The organism is Methylotuvimicrobium buryatense 5G, from assembly GCF_000341735.1.
Lineage (GTDB): Bacteria > Pseudomonadota > Gammaproteobacteria > Methylococcales > Methylomonadaceae > Methylotuvimicrobium > Methylotuvimicrobium buryatense.
The window spans coordinates 243,738-263,308 of sequence record NZ_KB455575.1 but is presented as its reverse complement, the minus strand read 5'-3'; the positions used below and the strand labels follow the sequence as shown (position 1 = coordinate 263,308).

General features: G+C 46.6%; 18 protein-coding genes. 5 read left to right on the top strand and 13 right to left on the bottom strand.

Going from position 1 to position 19,571, the window contains the following annotated elements; genetic code table 11:
- Positions 1-19 precede the first annotated feature (19 nt).
- On the bottom strand, positions 20-2,986 hold the full coding sequence (locus tag METBU_RS0101255; RefSeq protein WP_017838894.1) for a CRISPR-associated endonuclease Cas3'': 2,967 nt from the start codon (positions 2,984-2,986) through the stop codon (positions 20-22).
- A 78-nt stretch (positions 2,987-3,064) separates the two neighbouring features.
- On the opposite strand from METBU_RS0101255, the gene METBU_RS0101250 reads away from it, so the two are divergent.
- Both METBU_RS0101250 and METBU_RS0101245 read left to right on the top strand, forming a co-directional pair.
- Positions 3,065-3,295 carry an antitoxin gene (locus tag METBU_RS0101250; RefSeq protein ID WP_017838893.1) on the top strand — a complete coding sequence of 77 codons (231 nt, stop codon included), beginning with the start codon at positions 3,065-3,067 and terminating at the stop codon, positions 3,293-3,295.
- Entirely contained in the window at positions 3,292-3,702 is a 411-nt protein-coding gene (locus METBU_RS0101245) for a type II toxin-antitoxin system VapC family toxin (RefSeq protein WP_017838892.1), read from the top strand. The genes METBU_RS0101250 and METBU_RS0101245 overlap by 4 nt, the downstream gene beginning before the upstream one ends.
- Positions 3,703-3,758: 56 nt before the next feature.
- Here METBU_RS0101245 and cas1f read toward each other — a convergent pair whose 3' ends face one another.
- Positions 3,759-4,706, bottom strand: coding sequence for a type I-F CRISPR-associated endonuclease Cas1f (cas1f, locus tag METBU_RS0101240; RefSeq protein WP_017838891.1), 948 nt, complete (start codon positions 4,704-4,706; stop codon positions 3,759-3,761).
- 367 nt (positions 4,707-5,073) lie between these two features.
- Here cas1f and METBU_RS0101230 point away from each other — a divergent pair, with 367 nt between their 5' ends.
- Both METBU_RS0101230 and METBU_RS0101225 read left to right on the top strand, forming a co-directional pair.
- Positions 5,074-5,940 (top strand): WYL domain-containing protein, encoded by an 867-nt coding sequence (locus METBU_RS0101230; RefSeq protein ID WP_017838889.1) that lies wholly within the window; start codon positions 5,074-5,076, stop codon positions 5,938-5,940.
- A gap of 45 nt (positions 5,941-5,985) precedes the next feature.
- Positions 5,986-6,558, top strand: coding sequence for a DNA-3-methyladenine glycosylase I (locus tag METBU_RS0101225; protein WP_017838888.1), 573 nt, complete (start codon positions 5,986-5,988; stop codon positions 6,556-6,558).
- A gap of 525 nt (positions 6,559-7,083) precedes the next feature.
- Here the strand turns inward: METBU_RS0101225 and rpoH are convergent.
- The 6 genes from rpoH to METBU_RS0101195 all read right to left on the bottom strand — a co-directional run bounded on the left by rpoH (position 7,084) and on the right by METBU_RS0101195 (position 13,139).
- On the bottom strand, positions 7,084-7,950 hold the full coding sequence (rpoH, locus tag METBU_RS0101220; RefSeq protein WP_017838887.1) for an RNA polymerase sigma factor RpoH: 867 nt from the start codon (positions 7,948-7,950) through the stop codon (positions 7,084-7,086).
- A 186-nt stretch (positions 7,951-8,136) separates the two neighbouring features.
- A complete protein-coding gene (gene ftsX, locus METBU_RS0101215) occupies positions 8,137-9,054 on the bottom strand; it encodes a permease-like cell division protein FtsX (protein ID WP_235726364.1) in 918 nt (305 codons plus the stop codon).
- Positions 9,055-9,147: 93 nt separating this feature from the next.
- A complete protein-coding gene (gene ftsE, locus METBU_RS0101210) occupies positions 9,148-9,804 on the bottom strand; it encodes a cell division ATP-binding protein FtsE (RefSeq protein WP_017838885.1) in 657 nt (218 codons plus the stop codon).
- 4 nt (positions 9,805-9,808) lie between these two features.
- Entirely contained in the window at positions 9,809-11,809 is a 2,001-nt protein-coding gene (gene ftsY, locus METBU_RS0101205; RefSeq protein WP_026129960.1) for a signal recognition particle-docking protein FtsY, read from the bottom strand.
- 3 nt (positions 11,810-11,812) lie between these two features.
- Entirely contained in the window at positions 11,813-12,409 is a 597-nt protein-coding gene (locus tag METBU_RS0101200; protein ID WP_017838884.1) for a hypothetical protein, read from the bottom strand.
- Positions 12,402-13,139, bottom strand: coding sequence for an SURF1 family protein (locus METBU_RS0101195; RefSeq protein WP_017838883.1), 738 nt, complete (start codon positions 13,137-13,139; stop codon positions 12,402-12,404). Before METBU_RS0101195 ends, METBU_RS0101200 begins: the two co-directional genes overlap by 8 nt.
- Before the next feature lie 80 nt (positions 13,140-13,219).
- Here METBU_RS0101195 and METBU_RS0101190 point away from each other — a divergent pair, with 80 nt between their 5' ends.
- Positions 13,220-13,477 carry a twin transmembrane helix small protein gene (locus METBU_RS0101190; RefSeq protein WP_017838882.1) on the top strand — a complete coding sequence of 86 codons (258 nt, stop codon included), beginning with the start codon at positions 13,220-13,222 and terminating at the stop codon, positions 13,475-13,477.
- Positions 13,478-13,675: 198 nt separating this feature from the next.
- Here METBU_RS0101190 and METBU_RS0101185 read toward each other — a convergent pair whose 3' ends face one another.
- The 5 genes from METBU_RS0101185 to METBU_RS0101165 all read right to left on the bottom strand — a co-directional run bounded on the left by METBU_RS0101185 (position 13,676) and on the right by METBU_RS0101165 (position 19,416).
- Positions 13,676-14,542 carry a cytochrome c oxidase subunit 3 gene (locus METBU_RS0101185; protein ID WP_017838881.1) on the bottom strand — a complete coding sequence of 289 codons (867 nt, stop codon included), beginning with the start codon at positions 14,540-14,542 and terminating at the stop codon, positions 13,676-13,678.
- A gap of 9 nt (positions 14,543-14,551) precedes the next feature.
- A complete protein-coding gene (locus tag METBU_RS0101180) occupies positions 14,552-15,103 on the bottom strand; it encodes a cytochrome c oxidase assembly protein (RefSeq protein WP_017838880.1) in 552 nt (183 codons plus the stop codon).
- 346 nt (positions 15,104-15,449) lie between these two features.
- Entirely contained in the window at positions 15,450-17,066 is a 1,617-nt protein-coding gene (ctaD, locus tag METBU_RS0101175) for a cytochrome c oxidase subunit I (protein ID WP_017838879.1), read from the bottom strand.
- Between the two features lie 52 nt (positions 17,067-17,118).
- Complete coding sequence (coxB, locus tag METBU_RS23045; RefSeq protein ID WP_017838878.1) at positions 17,119-18,288, bottom strand: cytochrome c oxidase subunit II; 1,170 nt, start codon at positions 18,286-18,288, stop codon at positions 17,119-17,121.
- Between the two features lie 732 nt (positions 18,289-19,020).
- Entirely contained in the window at positions 19,021-19,416 is a 396-nt protein-coding gene (locus METBU_RS0101165) for a bacteriohemerythrin (RefSeq protein WP_014148778.1), read from the bottom strand.
- Positions 19,417-19,571 lie beyond the last annotated feature (155 nt).

The window sequence follows — 19,571 nt, the reverse complement described above, 5'->3', positions numbered from 1 at the left end:
AAAAATAATCTATACTCTCTTATTCAAGTGCAAGCTCATTAAATGTAGTGATTTGATCACGAGAAAGCGCGCCTATGGGCTGAAATTTGCCCACTGCATAATAGATGGCATAAGGGTGTGGCCGAGTTTCCAATTGCTTTAAGTCGGCTGGGATATAGCTTAAATAAATAGGAGTTTCAGATACTTTAGAGCTACTCAGGTATATTTTATCTTTATATTTAGTTCGATCTGTAACACCATATTTTTCGGCATTATCATTGATGTTGTGATGTTTTTTAGTCATGAAGGCCAATAAGTCTTTCTCACTGTCATCGTTGCCACATATCGTTTTTACCTCAAGGGTCAAATGGCCTTGGGTATCCGCTTCATCATAAGCATATTCATTGGGAAACTCCTCTTTGCCATTACCAATATTCCACACGGCCATTTGCACGAAACGATTTTCACCACGCAATGAGTTTTTCTTGATTTTGGGTTTATCAACTTTGGTTTTATTTTTGTTAGGAAATGCAACCGGATCCATGATTTTGGCATTGATGAGATCGACGCTTTTTTTCAATGCCGCTAACATGTCTTGTTCAACAGCTTTTTGTACGACTGGATCGTCATAAAAATCCTGATAAATTTGATAAATCTCTGCAATGGACATTATTGGCTTTTCCGTAATTTTATCGACTAAGAAGCTATGCCATGCTTTCGTGCTTTGCAAACAATTGGATTGATTTAAAAAGCGAGCGCAGGCACCACTTTGTTTGCCATTGGCCAAACTTTCGGGAACTGCAGTTATATAAACATTAGGATCAGAGTTTTCACCAAAACGATCAAGTCGCCCTAAACGCTGCAGCCAGTTTTCAGCGTGGGTTATTTCCGTCATCATCCGGTCGCAACTGATATTCAACGATGCCTGAACGATGGGGCCGGCGCGTAACACAGCATAGTCTTTTGTGCCTCGATATTTGAAGGTTTCAAAAACTTTTTTAAACAATACTTCTTTATCCAGTTTTTTGTACTTAGAATGGAACAGTAAAGCCTTTTCCTTAGCCTGGTTTCTGATAAAACCTCTTTGCGCGGTTATGGCTGTGTTACTGATAATAAAGGTATTGTCCGGCTGGGTTTGATACAGCGGATTATTGGCTTCATCGCCTTCATCAAAAGGAGGAACAAATTCAATTTTGTATTGGCTTCGATTAAAACTCTCTATGCCAACCATATCATCCTGGTTGAGTCCCAACAGTTCTTTGACAAAATAGGGATTCGGGGTAGCGGAAACAAGCAAGCAATTATTTTTCCGTTCTTGGAGTCGTTTACAGGCAACCAATTCGGCAAACAATAGATTGAAACCCGGCATATTAATGTATTCGTGATACTCATCAAACACGACATGGGCGTTCATATATTGCACCAATCCGGTGACTTTGCGATGGGTAGTTATGGTATTGAGTATTTGGTCGATGGTGGTGATAACAATGTCGCCCGAAAACTCCTGATTGTCTGGTGTGGTAATTGACTTGCCGTATTGATACAAGGTTTTAAATTCACCGGTACAAATTTCGATTTTAGTTTCAGGCAAATATTCCTTGCTTGTCAGGTCGGTTAGCATCCCTTGGCACACCTGCACTCTAGGACAAACCCAAATAATTTTACGCGCATAAGTGTTTACAGCCCATTCCAATGCTATTTTGGTTTTACCACAACCTGCCGGGCCTTTAAGTACACCAATCATGACTTCATCATCGGATAATTCAAGTGCAGCTTGAGTTTGTTGTTTATTACGGTCACTATCGGGATATTTAATATTAAACTGTTCTAAACAATGGGAAATTGCCACCGTTAATCCACGATCATTTAGCAATGCTGTTTCAGCTACTGCATCTAGTGTTTGTTCTTCCAAATGCGCTGTAAGCTGATCGGCACTCAAAGAAGACACCAACCTGTCGGCAGTGACAACGACAGTACGAACTATATTGCATTTAGCATTCTCTAGAATATTATCTTGATATGCCTCGACGTTAAGTTTTGTCGTGTATTTTTTATATTTCGGCAAATGTGCATCCTCTATCTCAGCTAACTTATCCTCATCAATATTTGAGTTTGCGTGATTTATTAGCAGGTTGTCATCTTCGGAATAATTCTCTGCGATAATATTGATTTGCTGGGTCAATGTTCTGACTAATTGCAATAACGTGTTGAATTTATCGACTCCAACCTTTTCAATCATTTTGTTGTAGACCATATCTAGGCTAAAGCTGATATAGTCGCCATTTTTCTCTACCCCTCGAAACCATTTATCATGATGCCAATAGATGGCGTGTTCGGTGTATTTTTTCGATTGGGAATTGGCAAACGTTTGTTTGTTGAGAAGATAAAATAACAGTAGTGAGATTTCATTGTGGCGCGGATAATTCTTCGCTTTACTATCGACATGTTGACCGCTCTCTGGCACTTCCTGATTAAGAATACCTTTCTTTTTTAACTCCTTGATCAACCAGTCAGCAAACACATCATCCACTTTGCCCATATCATGCCAGCAACCCGTAATAAATGCGGTTTTGGCCATGGTTTCATTATTTGTTAATTGCAAACAAAGTTTGTAAGCAACATAACCGACAGCGAAAAGATGTTGAGCCAAGGGTTGTTTTTTCGTATTTGCAAAATATTCTTCAATATTCACGTCTAATTCATCCATCTTTAATACATTAAGCTGATTGGTGTAATTGACCGGTACAATGCCTTGGTCATTGAATTTATATTGGTTACCCACAACCCACTGCAACTCGCTCCGGCTCCTACTCCGTATCCAATGACACGCCACAGCCGTATTCTTGGTCGCGCTTTTTCTCAGTAGCTTTTTCACCGCTTGTAAGCCTTCCTCGGTGATCACGGTTTGCCAGGTGCGGCTGCCGATGCGGTTGGCGAAGGCGTCGAGGACGCGGCGAGTGCGGTTCAGCGCTTTTTTCTCGCATTCGCAAATGAAGGTGACCATCATGATGGGATCTCCAAATAATTGTGTCTATACCGGCTTAGTGCTAATGTAAACACATGCGATATATACATGAGGTGTTTTATGACGACAACGCGCGTTTTTAAAAGCGGCAATTCGCAAGCGGTGCGGATTCCCAAAGAATTCCAGTTTGATGCGGATGAGGTAGAGATTTTTCGACGCGGAGATGAGGTAGTATTACGCAAAAAACCGGATAATCTTGCGGATGTGATGGACATTTTCGCCGGCTTCTCAGATGATTTTATGGCGGAAAAACGGATTGACCCTCCACCACAGGATCGGGATTTTGAATGATGCCGGCTCGTTTCATGCTGGATACGGATATTTGTATTTATCTTAAAAAACGCCGTCCGGCTTGCATAGCAGAGAGGTTCAGGCAATTGCGGCATGGCGAGGTAGTGATTTCGATGATTACCTATGGTGAGTTGTTTTCGGGCGCATTGAAAAGCCGAGAAAAAGAAGCGGCCATCATGAATGTCCAACTGCTGGCTGCTCGTTTGCCGGTGCAACCTATGCTGGTTGAGGTTGCGGAGGTTTATGCTTCTATTCGCAGTGACTTGGAAAGAAAAGGTTGTCTGATTGGGGGCAATGACCTTTGGATCGCCGCTCACGCAGTTGCTTTGGATTTGACATTGGTCACTAATAACACAAGGGAGTTTAGACGTATTGATGGCTTGCGGCTTGAAAATTGGGTTGAGTGATTTTAAGCTTTGAGCGTTTTCACGCGGACGCGTAGGAATGGTTCGACCCGCTAAACTCATGCCTTATCTCCCTGCAAGGCGATATCCTTAACAGTGTCAAACATAAAATCCAGCGCTTTATGTTCGGTAAATTTTTGCAGGATTTGCTGGCGGAATTCCTGTTCGGTTGTTTTTTCCTTGGCGCTGATGAAGGCCCACGGCAAGATCAAGGTATCTTTGACTAGATCGGCGACGTCGAATACCAATGCGCCGCGCCGGGTTTTGCCGTGCATCACTGCAAAACCGTGCGGGATGCCGAGCACCCATAGCGTGGTGGCGCCCAAGCCGTAGGCCAGGTAGTTACCGTGGTTTAGAAAGATATTAGCGTCGTCGACGCTTTCGGCATTGCGGCTAAAATCGCCGAGTTGGGTGCGTTTGACAGCGGCTTTGTACAGGCTTTTGGTCAGTTGCGCCTCACCGACCAATAATTCGGTGACGTTTTTGGCATTGTCTATTTTCGCGGCGCAATTGGCTAACGCGCCTGCTATGTCCTCGTCTCCGCTGTCGAATCCTTCGGTTTTAAGATCCTTGTCTTTACCCCATATACGGCGCAAATAGTCGATGCGTCCGTGTTGAAACTGCTTGGCGACTTCCAAACGCTTTTGTGCATCAAACCAAAAGGAAAGCCAGCCTTGTACATACTCCGTGGGCCGGTATTCGCTTTGCGGCGTTAGCCATTCGATTTCATTGCCCATTAACAACGGCGTACCTCCGCCTCCGCAAAAACCGATCAGTACCCCGGCCGAAGCTAACATGCGAGCAGCAGCTTGTGTGATCGAGGTACCGGTACCGAGCAAGATGACGGTGGTATTCGCGATCGGAATATTCCAGTATTGTTTTTCTTCCTTGGCTTCTGTCAGATAGAGTACGCGGCCATCCTTTTGCATGACCCGGCATTTTTCCAGGTAGTAAATATTGGCGCGTTTGGAGTGCAATATCGCTTTTAGATCGGTGAGTTGTTCCATTGTTAAGTACCTACTATGCCAGTCAAATTCGTATCTATACCTTTCGCACTTTAAATTTCGGCAGTGCCAAAGGAGGCGCCTGGGTGTCCGACAAAGGCTTTGCCAGCATGGAGCTGGCATAGAGCCTACAGGGACGTATTCACGGCGTCCTTTGGCGGACACCCACAGACGCCGAATTTTGATCTACGACAGGTATATAAACATGCTATCGCCTATCGAATATCATTGTTAATAACCATTACTTGTATTCGAAAAGAAATTTTTTATCTCTTCTCCGCTCTAATCTTTGTTAACTGCTAAGCTACTGATAGAATTCTTAACCATTCCACAATAAACATATAAATTTAGTTTTCATGACTCTAACACCATGGGTAATCTCTTGCAACCGAATTTAAAGTGGGAACAGCGTCATCGATTAACTTTGCTGGAAGCAACGGTGTTTTGGAGCGGTGAAATTTCGACCGGTACGTTGATTAATTATTTCGGCATTAGTCGAGTACAGGCATCGAAGGATTTGACGCTTTATCAATCGTTGTGTCCGGGAAATATTCGTTACGATAAGTATTTGAAACGCTATGTGGTCGACGATTCGTTTAAACCGGGTTTCATGGATGGAACGACCGGCGAGCTGTTACAGGTTTTAAAATTACAGCAACAAAACGGTTACGAAACCCTGATCGCATTAGTCGGTAACCTTCCAACCGTTGAAATTGTCAATCCGTTGGCACGGCAAATCGATGCGCGAGTCTTGCGCGGCATTGTGCAGGCGGTGCGTTTTAAATTCGAGCTGGAGATTTCATATCAATCGTTGTCCAGTCCTGAGCCTAAGACTTTGCAAATCAATCCTCATACTTTGGTGTTCGACGGTTTGCGTTGGCACGTTCGGTCTTTTAGCGTAACTCACAACGACTACCGCGATTTCGTTCTGGCACGTATTCATCGCGTCTCTATTTTGGGTAAGGCTGACGAGCCCCCTTTTACAGACACTTTGTGGAACAAGTGGTTGACTGTCGAAATCGGTCCGCATCCGGGGTTGAACGATGCGCAAAAAAGCGTGATCGAGCGCGATTTCGGGATGGTCGACGGTAAATGCGTTACTCAAATTCGGGCTGCCTTGTTGTCGTATTTTCTTTTGAGTATGCGAATCGGCAAGGACGATCTGCATCGGGAAGCGATGGAGCAGCAAATCGTGCTTTTGAATCGCGATGAGATCAAGGACTTTATCTTTTTTTAACGCACGGTATCCTTCCTTGAAATCTAAGCATATCTTTCATTTGACATGAACAAATGCCGATGGGCTTTGTCCAGCCCGCTTGAAGAGGACTATCACGACCGCGAATGGGGCGTGCCGGTGCATGACGACCGTCTGTTGTTCGAGTTTTTGGTTTTGGAGGGCGCCCAGGCGGGCTTGAGTTGGTCGACGATTTTAAAAAAACGCGACCATTTCAGGGCGGCGTTCGACAATTTCGATCCGGTATCGGTGGCCGGCTATGATGAGGCAAAAATTTCGGAGTTGCTGGCGAATCCGGGCATCATACGCAACCGGCTCAAAGTGAATGCCGCTGTGACCAATGCTCGCGCTTTTTTGAACGTCAAAGAAGAAACCGGGAGTTTCGATGCGTTTCTATGGGATTTTGTCGACGGCCGGCCAGTCCAAAACGCGTGGCGGACGCACGCCGAGTTGCCGGCGAATACGCCTTTATCGGATCGGCTCAGTAAGGAATTGAAAAGACGCGGTTTTAAATTCGTCGGCTCGACGATTTGCTATGCGTTCATGCAGGCCGTCGGCATGGTTAACGATCATACCGTCGATTGTTTCCGTTATGGGGAGATTGCGCGGATTTCGGATTGATAGACTTCCGGTTACGAGAAGGTGATTATTTCCTACTCTTATGGATTCCCACGGAGGACCACTCGTCGTAATACTTAAGCGGTAGATACTCTGTCTTGCTGTCTTTTAGCTAATGTGGCCTCGATACCCCTTATTGCCACCTAACTCTCGTGGCTTCGAAATCGCGATCAGGGGATCGCTCCCACAAGGGATTACAATCGTTGTGTAAGCGACGCCTTCGTCGCGGCTATCGAAGCCGCTAACACTAAACCCCCAATAGCCTTTCACACAACGTGGCAATCTTCTAGCAATCGGGCGCTTCTTTTTGCACGTCAGGTATATTCCTGCGGAGCGGGTTATTTAACCCGTCCCCAACGTTTCGGTTTGGACTAAGCGTTTCGGCTTGCTTCGGCCACGGTTGAAACGTTTCGGACGGGGTTATAAAACCCCGTCCTGCCAAAATATGGATTCTCACGGAGGATTATGGAAACCGGAAAACGTTTGGGGCGGGTTGAACAACCCGCCACGCGTGTAGTGCCCGGCGTATTATGCTTCCAGCACGAATGCGGCTTTCAGCTTGTTCATGGCGTTTTTTTCCAGCTGCCGGATGCGCTCGGCTGAAACGTTGTAGCGTGCAGCTAAATCATGCAATGTCGCTTTTTCTTCGCTTAGCCAGCGGCTATTGAGAATGTCGAGACTACGCTCGTCGAGTTCCGCCATTGCTTCGCTTAGCATGTTTTCTTCATAACCTTGCCATTGCTCGTTTTCCAGCAGATCAGCCGGGTCTGCGTTATGTTGCTCTAAGTAACTGACTGGAAAGGCGTAAGTGCTTTCGTCGGATGGCTCGTCATGCGGCATGTCGAAAGCCATATCCGAACTGTCCATACGCTTTTCCATTTCATAAACGGTTTTGAGATCAACGCCTAAATCGTCGGCGACAGCTTTTGCTTCGTCGTGCGACAACCAGCCTAGGTCGCTTTTCGATTTGCGTAAATTGAAAAACAGTTTACGCTGCGATTTGGTTGTTGCAATTTTTACGATACGCCAGTTTTTGATGACATATTCATGGATTTCCGCTCTGATCCAATGTACGGCAAAGGTCACTAAGCGAACCCCGACATCAGGATCGAAGCGTTTGACGGCTTTCATTAAACCGACGTTGCCTTCTTGAATGATGTCGGGCAACGGCAGTCCGTAACCGCTGTATCCACGCGCGACATGAACAACAAAACGAAGATTCGACATAACCAGTTCCTTCGCTGCTTCCAAGTCGCCTTCATCGCGATAGCGAAGCGCCAGTTTGCGTTCGTGGTCGTGCGACAAAGTCGGCGTTTGCGCGACCGCATTCAAATAAGCGTCGAATGTTCCTACGGAAAGATTGGTTGGTAAGGCAAAGGCTAATGCGTTACTCATGATTTCCCCTCATTTTTTGATTTTCTCGATTTTAGCACTCTCGCGTTATGAGTGCTAAAATTTTTATAAGTTCCGCATTGTTTTGTGAGTCCATTCATTATCGATAGGGCTCGGAGCGACTCTGATTCTCTAGGGATTTCGCGATAAATAACTTCTTGGATTCAAGGACTGAAACTTACTCTCAGTTTATTCGGGCTTGGTCAGTCTTAATTGATAGCAAAGCACCGCCCAGGCAGCAGCTACTCCAAGCAGTGAAGAAATCGCAACTAACGACATCATTTCTCCGAAACTCAAATAGCGCATCGAAAATACGCCGTCATAAAGACCCGACAATCGATCGATCGGCTGTTGTAGTATAAAAAGCATGACCGTCACAGCAATCCAAGCCAAAATGCCGGAACTAAAACCCAACCAAAAACCGGTATACAGAAAAGGCCTTTGAATAAACCGGTTGGTCGCGCCAACCAGCTTAGCGATAATAACTTCGTCACGCCGATTGTGTAATTCCAGTCTTATCGTATTCCCGGTAATGAATAATACGGCCAGGGCCAATATGAAACTGAGCAGCGTAACGCCACGATCCGCCAGTTCCATGATCGAATACAAGCGTTTGACCCATTGCATATCCAATTGTGCAAAATCGACTTCTTGTAAATCCGTTAAGTTTTTAAACAATTCGTCAAGTTGCGGCCCTTCTTCGAGGCTATGTTCCGGCATAACCTGAATAACGGTCGGCAAGGGGTTTTTATCCAGTGCTTTCAGTGCGTCGCCGAAACCGCTATATTCGCGAAATTCGGCGAGCCCTTGGTTTTTCGTAATGACCTTGGCATCCTGTACATGAACGAATGTTTTAATTTTCTCGGCTAACTTTACGCCGGCATCATCGGTGACTTGATCTTTTAAAAACAACGAAATTTGATTGCTATCTTCGAGCCCGCCGGTTAATTGTTGAATATTGGCGACCAACAGATAAAATCCGGCAGCCAACGAAATTGCAATGGATAATACGCTGACGGTCATCAGCGATGTCACCGGCGCGCGCGCCAATCGGCCTAGACTGGAAAACAAGGCTTGCGCATGAATATCCAGGTAAGCCTGCAGCATAACACTTAGCTTACCGGAAACAACTTTTCGTCGAACTTCCTTTTTCTGTCGGGGTTGCGGTCTTCTGTGGTTGATATTCGGCTTTTTCATCTGTTAACTTGCGACCAGGCGGCCATGATCCAATTGCAATACACGATGTCCCATTCGCTCAACCAAAGCGATATCATGCGTGGCAATCAATACCGTTACGCCGACTTGTTGAAAATCTTCAAATAATTTCATAATCTCGGACGACAATTCCGGATCTAAATTACCGGTAGGCTCGTCGGCGAGAATCAAAGGCGGTTTGTTTATAACGGCGCGGGCAATACCGACGCGCTGCTGTTCGCCGCCGGACAAAGTCTGCGGCAGCTTTTTTTCTTTACCAAGCAAGCCGACCTTATCGAGCGCAGCTCGAACACGCCGACCGATATCAAAATGACTGTAACCCGCCACCACCAACGGCAATGCGACATTGTCGAAAACGGTTCTATCTTGCAGCAATTTATAATCCTGAAATATTAAGCCCAGCTTCCTCCGTATATAGGGTATTTGCCGATCGGACGCCGTGTTCAGATTTTGCCCGTCCAACAAAACTTGACCGCGCGAACATCTTTCCATGACCGCTATCAACTTTAACAAAGTGCTTTTACCGGCTCCGGAATGGCCGGTCAAAAAAGCGAATTCTCCGCGCTGTAGATGAAACGTGACATCCAGCAATGCATCGCCGGCATCGGGATAACGTTTACTGACATGATCGAATTTGAGCATAATCCTATTGATCTTTGGCAAATAAGGCGTCGACAAACTGTTCCGCATCGAAATCCTGCAAATCGTCGATCCCTTCACCGATACCGATAAAACGAATCGGCACGCTGAATTGCTTAGCCAACGCAAAAATAACGCCGCCCTTCGCGGTGCCGTCCAATTTGGTTAATGCGATCCCGGTCAATGCTACAGTTTCGTTAAATTGTTTCGCCTGAGACAGCGCATTTTGTCCGGTTCCCGCATCTAAAACCAACAAAACCTCGTGCGGCGCGGTTTCATCGAGCTTTCCGATAATGCGTTTAACCTTTTTCAGTTCGTCCATCAGATTGGACTTGGTGTGTAAACGTCCTGCGGTATCGGCAATCAATACGTCGATACCTTTAGCTTGCGCCGATTGCACACCGTCATAAATCACCGAGGCAGAGTCGGCGCCGGTGTGCTGTGCGACGACATGAATGTTGTTGCGTTCACCCCAGGTTTGCAACTGTTCGACTGCCGCTGCCCTGAAGGTGTCGCCCGCAGCCAGCATCACGCTATGGCCTTGAGATTGAAAGCGCTTGGCCATTTTACCGATCGTCGTAGTTTTGCCGGCACCGTTGACGCCGACTACCAAAATCACGAACGGCTTATCTTGTTCGGGAATCTGTAGGGGGTGGTTACAAGGCTTAAGAATAGCCAATAATTCTTGTTTCAGCGCATTTTCCAATGCTTCCCCGTCGTTTAATTGATGCCGTTCGAGACTATCGGTCAATCGCCGAATGATTGCTGTCGTCGCTTCGAAACCGATATCGGCCATCAATAATCGGGCTTCGATTTCCTCAAGCAAATCATCGTCGATGGCTTTTTGACCAATGGGAATCGTTGCCATCAATCCGCTAAGGCCGGACCGAGTTTTTTGCAGCTGCGATTTAAGGCGGCGCGCCAGCGATTCCGGTTCCGGCTCGACATAGCCGACTTCGATTACTGCTTCGGCAGCTTCAAACTCGGCGACAGGACGCTCGACCGTTTCGCCGGCCAACACTTCGCCCGCATATCCGTAACGGCTATAAACGGCGATCGCGAGCAACGGCAGCATCAATATTGCCGAAACAAAATTATGCACAATGGCCGACCATGCCGGTAGTCCGTATTTTGCCGCAATAACGCTAAAGCCGATTTGCACGAATAATAAAATACTTAGCATCATGCCGGCTTTTCTGACCGGTTTGGCGCAGTTAACCGAAGTGGCTCGCAGCACCAGCCAAGTTAAAACAACAAAAATCGGCAGGGCAAAGACTCTATGCAACCAATGGGCAGCCACCTGTGCGTCGTAGGATAAAATCCCTTGATAACCGGTGACAAGACCATTGAATATATTCAACGCGGCACGGTAATCGGCTTGCGGCCACCATTGCCCGTTACACTGGGGAAAACCGCTGCAGACTTGTCCCGCATGATTGGCGTTAACCCATAAACCGGATAGGGTTTGCACCAACACCAACAAGCCGGCGAAACCGGCTAGCCAGATGGGACCGCTTATTCGATCCAGTTTATTTAAGGCAGGATTTAATCGTAAAAATAGCCAACTCAATAGCCAGAACTGGATAAAGCCAAGCAATGCCTGAGCAATGACTATAATCGGCATCGCATTCAATTCGACCGCTTTGACGGCCGTGCATACTTGCGCAGCCGCCACGATAAGCAGCGCCACCGCGCCAGTTGTCGCCACGGAACGTTGATACTTCTGGCGCCATGCGATCAATGCCAACAGCACGACGGTCAACATCGATAAGCCGAATACATAGCGTCGCGCCATTTCTTGCCAAGCTTTACCTACATCGACCGCTTTTCCCGGATAAAGCTGTTCGGCCGAAGCTTTAAACTCGGCACTATCGGCGATAAACCATTGACCGTAGCATTCAGGCCAGTCCGGGCATGCCAAATCTGCTCCGGTCAACTTGACGACGGAACCGGCTACGATAAGCAATAAAGCCAAAAAGGCGGAAACAAAGGTAATTTTTCTAAACATGGTTTATCCGATTTGCGAAACACTAAGTAATTTTCTGAGATCGCTCTTTACATCATAAGGGTTAAATCCGGGCTGATAACGCATCATGATATTGCCCAATGGATCCATGATCAACAGCATACCGTTCGCGATCCCGGTTCCGTTGAGCTTAGTCATTTGCTTCTGCAAGTCCGAACTGGGGCGAGTCTTTAACAGCCGGTCGTCGTCCTGCCACCACGTCTTTATATGCTGTTCGGCATCGGGATTCAGCAATATCACTGTTCTACGGATACGAGTTAACTCCTTGCCCATCATCAATAAGAGTTGTTTGGATTTATAAACGGCATCAAGGCAGGTTTGATCGCAATCCGCATCAGGCACCACATTGATTAAAACCCAGCGGCCTTTTAATTCGTCAATATTTTCGGCCGAGAATGAATCGATACCGATTAGATCGAGGCGCTCGGTCAGTAACGGCGGAATAATCAATTCGCCATGATTGGTTGCGCCTTTAAGTAGATTGGGATGTTCTTTTAAATACCACGCAAAAAGAAACGGGATGATCGACATTCCGAAAATAATCAGAATTAGGTTGCGATTTTTTTTCTGTTGATTATTCATGTTTTGTTTTGCACGCGTACCATATAAATAAAGCCGTTAAAGTTAAAGCCAAGCCATACCATTGCACCGCATAGGCCACATGCTTTTCAGGCGGTATGACAGTCGCGATATGCCATTCCCGCAAATAACCTTGATCCTCGGCTGGGTGTAGTTCAATTTGATAATCGGCCAACGGATAACCCAGTTTCTCAGCAATAACGTTGCTGTCGATCAGTTGCACGAGAGACGGCCAAGTATCGGTCGGAATCTCCGCGCCTTCCAGATGATAACCGACATCAGGAAAAGTATTGATTCGTCCTTGGATGGTAACCTTGCTTTCTTGCAAGGTAATATCAGGCAGCGTTTGTCGATCGCGACCCGCTTCAATCCATCCCCGATTAACTAAGACTGCCGTATTGGAGTTTTCCGGCAACAGCGGCGTCATCACGAAATAACCGGCTTTTCCGTGTCTAATTCGATTATCCAGCAAAAATTGACGCTCGGTATCGTAACGCCCGGTTAATTCGACAGTTCGATAACGAATACTCGCGGCATCGGCCGGCAACTCCGATGTTAACGACAACGGAGGTAATTGGCTTTGTTTCTCCTGCACGGCCAGATAGTCGGCTTTTTCCGAAGATCTGGATAATTGCCAATTTCCTAGCGAAATCAGTAGCGCCATCAACAACACATAGGCGATTGATGGAATTAATGTGAGTCTAAGATTACAAAGACCGATTTTGATCGTCATGGTTTTTGGATTGTCCTATTGGCAAGCGTCGATTAATCGTTGAGAATACCCGATTATCACCGATCGCTTTTAGACTTTTTATGCTTATTAAAACTATCTTCATTATTGCGTTTGCTGCAATCCTTATCAGCCTGGGCTCCGCACTTTATCATATCGTTGTCCGCAAACCGGAAGACCGGTCGGATAAAGCCGTCAAAGCATTAACAGTCCGAATTTCATTATCAATCGTGTTATTCATTTTATTGTTTCTGGCGATGGCCTTCGGCTTATTAAAACCTCACGGTATCGGCTCGGCCATTCATGCAAAAAAACCGCCCCAAGCGGAACAAAGCCAATAAAACCCATCTCTCAAGCAGGACGGGGTTTGTAAGCCTGTCCTAAGCGTTTCGACCGTAGCAAAACCAATTCGAAACACTAGGGATGGTTAAATAACCCGTCCCGCAAAGCCAATCCAGCCCGCCTTTCCGTCAAATCAAACGACAAAAAAAAAGCGCTACCTGGCAGGCAGCGCTTTAATTTGATGCCCTGTTATCGACTTACATCATGTAAACGAAGACAAATAATCCCAACCAAACGACATCGACAAAATGCCAGTACCAGGCGGCCGCTTCGAATGCGAAATGATTCTCCGGTTTAAAATGACCTTTCCAGCTGCGGAACAATACCACAGAAAGAATAATCGCACCGACACAAACGTGGAACCCATGGAAGCCGGTTAGCATAAAGAATGTCGACCCGTAAATACCTGAACCTAAGGTCAAGCCCATTTCGGTATAGGCTTCGTGATATTCTATTGCTTGAAATCCGACGAACAGAAAACCCAACGCAACCGTTGCAATCAGACCTTTAATAAGTTGATCGCGGTTTTTTGCCAGTAAACCATGATGCGCCCAAGTACAAGTGACGCCGCTTGTCAACAAAATCAGTGTGTTTAAAAACGGCAAACCCCAAGCCCCCATCGGTTCGTATTCGCCGCCGATTTCACCCGGACCGTTAGTCGGCCACATCGCTTCGAATGCCGGCCACAAGGTTTCATGAGTCGCACGTCCGGGACCGTCACCAAAACCGCCAAGCCAAGGCACTGAAAGGTTTCGCGTATACCATAAGGTTCCGAAGAATACGGCAAAGAACATGACTTCCGAAAAAATGAACCACATCATTCCCATACGGTAGGAAATACCGACTTGAGTGCTGTACATTCCCGATTCGCTTTCAACGGACTGAAGCGTAAACCAGCCGGCCAGCATGATAATAAACACGACGAAACCCATAATCATCATCGCAGGGCCGATCGAGGAGCCATTTAACAAATTGGCAAATCCTGCCAGAGTCATCATAAGACCAACCGTACCGATAATCGGCCAGGTCGCCTTATGAGGAATGTAATAAGCGTTTGTAGACATAACCTTCCCCTATTTTTGCTTTTTTGCTGTTAATTCAGTGTTATCGAAAAATGTGTATGCAAGCGTGATTGTTTTGTACTTTTCAGGCAGTTTCGGATCTACGACGAAACGAACCGGCATCGTTTTAGATTCATGGGCTTCGAAACTTTGTTCGTCAAAACAAAAACATTGCGTCTTTGTGAAAAATTCCGCAGCCTGACCCGGCGTAATACTGGGTATCGCCCGGGCAATCATCGGCTTATCGGTAAGGTTTTCGGCATAAAAGTTAACCGTATAATATTGTCCGGGATGCACCTTCATTTTATACGTCTCGGCACGAAATGCCATCGGCGCGGCTTGGTTCAACGAAGTGACAAATTCAACAGTCACTTCACGGCTTTCATCGACTTCGCGTGCCGTTTCTGCTACCGCAACCGAGGCCGTTTTGCCGTTCAGACCCGTTATGTCGCAAAATACATCGTAAATCGGTACCAGCACATAACCGAAACCGAACATGCCCACTGCAATCAATACTAAATTGCGAACCAGTTTTCTGTTTTTTTGCTTCGTATCATCATTCATTGCGAAATAGCTCTTAAAACCGCAAAAACGTATATCGCGACCGCGACAGCGACCAGCACAACTGCTGTCAAAATATTCTTTGTCTTCGTCTTCATATCACCACCACTTTGCCCGCCGTCAAGCGGGCAAAGTTTCTGAGAAAAGTCTATCCCTGTACCGAAACGGTTTATACCTTTCGCACTTCAAATTTCGGCATTGCCTATGGAGGTGCCGGGGTGTTCGGCAAAGGCTTTGATAGCATGGATGCTATCATAGAGCCTACATGGACGTATTTACGGCGTCCTTTGACGGGCACCCCGGCACCGAAATTTGACAAGCAAAGGGTATACAACCAACCGAAGCCCGCTTAGAAATGCTCGGTTGGTATTTCTTTCGGCGGCGTTGTGAATGTATGGTATGGCAATGGAGAAGGCAGTGTCCATTCCAAGCTGTGTTTAGATGCATCTTCCCAAACTTCGCTGGTGACTTCTTCGCCGGTACCGCCTCTGATCGTTTTGATAACAATATACAAGAACAACAACTGACTGAATCCGAAAACGAATGCACCGATACTCGATACCATGTTCCAATCGGCGAATTGCACCGCATAGTCAGGAATACGACGCGGCATCCCGGCTAAGCCTAAGAAATGCTGAGGGAAGAACAATACATTGACCGAAATCGCCGACAACCAGAAATGCAGTTGTCCCAATTTTTCGTCATACATATTGCCGGTCCATTTCGGCAGCCAGAAGTAACCTGCCGCCATCAATATAAAGATAGAAGCCGGAACCAGCGTGTAATGGAAATGCGCAACGATGAAATAGGTGTCGTGATATTGGAAATCCGAAGGCGCGACTGACATCATCAATCCGGTGAAACCGCCCATCGTAAACAACACGACGAATGCAATCGAAAAAAGCATCGGTGTTTCGAAGGTCATCGATCCTTTCCACATGGTCGCGGTCCAGTTGAAAACTTTGACGCCGGTCGGAATCGCAATCAGCATCGTTGCATACATGAAATAAAGCTCTCCGGCGACCGGCATACCGACCGTAAACATGTGGTGAGCCCATACGATGAACGATAAAAATGCAATCGATGCGGTCGCATAGACCATCGAGCTGTAACCGAACAACGGTTTACGCGCAAAGACAGGAATGATTGTCGAAGCGACACCGAAGGTCGGCAGAATCATTACATAAACTTCCGGATGACCGAAGAACCAGAAAATGTGTTGATAAAGGACAGGATCGCCGCCGCCGGCTGCATCGAAGAAACTGGTATCGAAGAAACGGTCGGTCAATAGCATAGTCACCGCACCGGCGAAAACCGGCATGATCGCAATCAGCAGAAATGCAGTGATCAACCAGGTCCATACGAACAATGGCATTTTCATCAGCGTCATGCCGGGTGCGCGCATATTGAAGATCGTCGCGATGATGTTGATCGCGCCCATGATCGATGAAATACCGAGCAAATGCACAGAGAAGATCGCGAACGGTAGCGCGGCGCCGGTTTGCAACACCAATGGGGGATACAAGGTCCAACCCGAGGCTGGGGCACCGCCTTCCATGAACAAAGTGCTCGCGAGCATCAATGCACCGGCCACGAGTAGCCAGAAACTCATGTTGTTCATACGTGGTAACGCCATATCGGGCGCACCGATCATTAATGGGATCATCCAGTTGGCTAATCCAACAAATGCAGGCATGACCGCGCCGAATACCATGATCAGCGCGTGCATTGTCGTCATGGAGTTGAAGAACTGGGGCTCAACAAACTGCAATCCCGGTTCGAACAACTCCGCGCGGATAACCAAAGCCATCGCGCCGCCTAGAAAAAACATCGCTAAAGCAAACACCAAGTACAATGTACCGATGTCCTTGTGATTTGTGGTAATGATCCATCTTAACAGCCCCTTTTCCGGACCATGGTCGTGATGATCGTGATGATCGTCATGTTCAGCTACTACCGCAGACATATTGTTACCTCTATAAATTTTAAAAAGATTAGAATTTGAATAAAGTTAAGCATTACTCTTCATCATCCTCATCTTCCTCTTCATCCGTCGGTGCGGATGATTTTAATGACTTTATCGCAGCGGGTTGAACCGAATCGCCCACCGAGTTACCTAAGGCATTGCGGGTATAGGTGACGACTGCGGCAAATTCGGTTTCGCTCAGCATTTGTCCAAATGCCGGCATCATTCCTTTCCCGTTATACATTAGCTCGATTTGAGCATCGATATCGCCCGTGACGACAGAACTACCGGTCAAAGCCGGGAATGTGCCTTCCATGCCGGCACCGTCGGCCATATGACAGGAAGCGCAGTTATTGGCATAAACGGTTTCGCCCTTAGCCATCAACTCGTCTGTGGTCCATTCCTTATCCGCCTGTTGTTTTTCGACTTCGGCCCCCGCCTTCTGAGATTCAACCCATGCATCGTAGTCCCCTTGCTCCATCGCGATCACGACGATCGGCATAAAACCATGATCCTTTCCGCAGAGTTCTGCGCATTGCCCGCGATAAGTTCCTGGTTTTTCAACGTATGTCCAAGCTTCGTTGATAAATCCGGGGATCGTATCCTTCTTCCAACCGAGATCAGGCACCCACCAGGAATGCAGCACATCGGCCGCGGTGAATAAAAAGCGGATTTTCGTATTGACCGGAACAACCAACGGATGATCAACATTAAGCAAGTAATGAGGCACGGACCTCGGATCGATACCGGAACCCAGCTGTCGCGCTCTATTGCTGGCTTCGTCCAGGGAACTGAAAAAGTGAATGCCGTTATCCAGGTATTCATATTCCCATTTCCATTGCCAACCGGTGACTTTGATCGACATATCCGCATCTTGAACATCGTCCAAATCGAGCATCGTTTTTGTGGCCGGAATCGCCATACCGATTAAAATCAAAGTCGGAATAATCGTCCAGATAATTTCGACTTTGGTGCTCTCATGAAATTGAGATGCGACATGCCCTTTCGATTTGCGATGGTGATAAATCGAGTAGAACATTGTGCCGAAGACAGCAATACCGATTAACACGCATATCCATAAAATCAACATATGCAAATCGTAGACTTCTTGACTGATCTGAGTTACGCCTTGCCTCAGATTCAGGGTATATTCGGCCTGTGCAGTCCCTAGTCCCAAGGACATCAAGAACAGGCTTGCGAACAGTTGCTTGGTTTTCTTCACGGAGCAGCCTCCCGGTGGTAGTTAGAAACTCTTGTATGCAATTGATAAATTTTTAGTAACGTCATCAGCGCCAGTCTGTTTTAAAATCAAGACTTGTTCAGTTTGGCTTTCTAACGGCAAGCACCCTATCCTAAGTCAATGAAATAGAGAAAAAGTTTCTCTCGCTGATCAGCTACTCTTAGCCGGGGTTCAAAGCAAATCAACATTCACTAATTTCCCTGTTTTTATAATAGCTATTTTAAAAAACGAGAATTTTAACCCATGATGCGACGGTAAGCCAGAAGAGCTTTGCCGATGCCTTAAAACTAACGCGCACAAAAAAGCCCGTGACTCCTCCTTCACGGGCTTCGATGGTCTGCATTTTCACTAATCGCCCCGAACTGACAGTCTTCATCGACAGTGACTTCAACCGTCAATTTAAACCACAACCGTACCGAAAATCTTGGAAAAAATGCCGACTCTTTGTTGAAAAATCCTCAATTCATTTTTTCATCAATTAACTCAAAACGGCAGCATAGCCTCTATCGAAAATCGGAATGTGACTTTCCAACCAACTCTTAACCATTTCTGATTAGCAAGATGCTTCAGCTTGCCGAAGCCAAGTATCCGAGCAGGGGCCAGCCGTAGTCGCAAAAACTAAAATATGCTGTTACCCAAGCTCCAACCTGTTCAGGAAGCTGGAGCTTCCGGGGTGTCTTTCCCAAGCTGGAGCTTGGGAAAGAGCGTGATCAATTAACTCAAAACGGCAGCATAGCCTCTATCGAAAGTCGGAATGTGACTTTCCAACCAACTCTTAACCATTTGCCCCACTTCATCGGTTACATCGGCTTCGCCGGCATGGAATTTTTTTTGTAGATCGGCGCAAGTTCCCACTAAGGCCTCGTGTTCGGCTTTATGTGCCGCCAAACCGGCAAAACCGGCCGCTTCCATTTCTTTTTCTTCATGCGCGAAATGCCCTACGACATAGGCAATTAAATCATCGAGTTGCGCGCCGATTGCGGATCTTTCCGCCCCGCCTGTCGCCAAATCGTAAAGTTTATTGAGTTTGTCGAACAAAACTTTATGTTCATCGTCGGCAAAACCGACATTGGTGCCGAATTGATCTGCCGTCCAAGTGATTAAAGCCATAATTTCCTCTCCTGTGTTGATTAATTGCCTTGTTTGAGCCTTTTCACTCGTCAAGGCTTTGAATTATGAGAATGCGGCGCATTCGCCCTCCCCTTGCATTGCAAACTGTTTTGCATGCCGAAATAACCGCAAAAGAATTATGGTTTATTTGGAAC

Excerpts from the sequence above, each read along its gene's own strand:
- METBU_RS0101195 (WP_017838883.1), bottom strand. The coding sequence starts at position 13,139 with ATGACGATCAAAATCGGTCTTTGTAATCTTAGACTCACATTAATTCCA.
- METBU_RS0101225 (WP_017838888.1), top strand. The coding sequence starts at position 5,986 with ATGAACAAATGCCGATGGGCTTTGTCCAGCCCGCTTGAAGAGGACTAT.
- ftsX (WP_235726364.1), bottom strand. The coding sequence starts at position 9,054 with ATGCTGCAGGCTTACCTGGATATTCATGCGCAAGCCTTGTTTTCCAGT.
- METBU_RS0101190 (WP_017838882.1), top strand. The coding sequence starts at position 13,220 with ATGCTTATTAAAACTATCTTCATTATTGCGTTTGCTGCAATCCTTATC.
- ftsY (WP_026129960.1), bottom strand. The coding sequence starts at position 11,809 with ATGTTTAGAAAAATTACCTTTGTTTCCGCCTTTTTGGCTTTATTGCTT.
- ftsE (WP_017838885.1), bottom strand. The coding sequence starts at position 9,804 with ATGCTCAAATTCGATCATGTCAGTAAACGTTATCCCGATGCCGGCGAT.
- ctaD (WP_017838879.1), bottom strand. The coding sequence starts at position 17,066 with ATGTCTGCGGTAGTAGCTGAACATGACGATCATCACGATCATCACGAC.
- METBU_RS0101180 (WP_017838880.1), bottom strand. The coding sequence starts at position 15,103 with ATGAATGATGATACGAAGCAAAAAAACAGAAAACTGGTTCGCAATTTA.
- METBU_RS0101230 (WP_017838889.1), top strand. The coding sequence starts at position 5,074 with ATGGGTAATCTCTTGCAACCGAATTTAAAGTGGGAACAGCGTCATCGA.
- METBU_RS0101250 (WP_017838893.1), top strand. The coding sequence starts at position 3,065 with ATGACGACAACGCGCGTTTTTAAAAGCGGCAATTCGCAAGCGGTGCGG.
- METBU_RS0101255 (WP_017838894.1), bottom strand. The coding sequence starts at position 2,986 with ATGATGGTCACCTTCATTTGCGAATGCGAGAAAAAAGCGCTGAACCGC.
- METBU_RS0101245 (WP_017838892.1), top strand. The coding sequence starts at position 3,292 with ATGATGCCGGCTCGTTTCATGCTGGATACGGATATTTGTATTTATCTT.
- METBU_RS0101200 (WP_017838884.1), bottom strand. The coding sequence starts at position 12,409 with ATGAATAATCAACAGAAAAAAAATCGCAACCTAATTCTGATTATTTTC.
- cas1f (WP_017838891.1), bottom strand. The coding sequence starts at position 4,706 with ATGGAACAACTCACCGATCTAAAAGCGATATTGCACTCCAAACGCGCC.
- rpoH (WP_017838887.1), bottom strand. The coding sequence starts at position 7,950 with ATGAGTAACGCATTAGCCTTTGCCTTACCAACCAATCTTTCCGTAGGA.
- METBU_RS0101165 (WP_014148778.1), bottom strand. The coding sequence starts at position 19,416 with ATGGCTTTAATCACTTGGACGGCAGATCAATTCGGCACCAATGTCGGT.
- METBU_RS0101185 (WP_017838881.1), bottom strand. The coding sequence starts at position 14,542 with ATGTCTACAAACGCTTATTACATTCCTCATAAGGCGACCTGGCCGATT.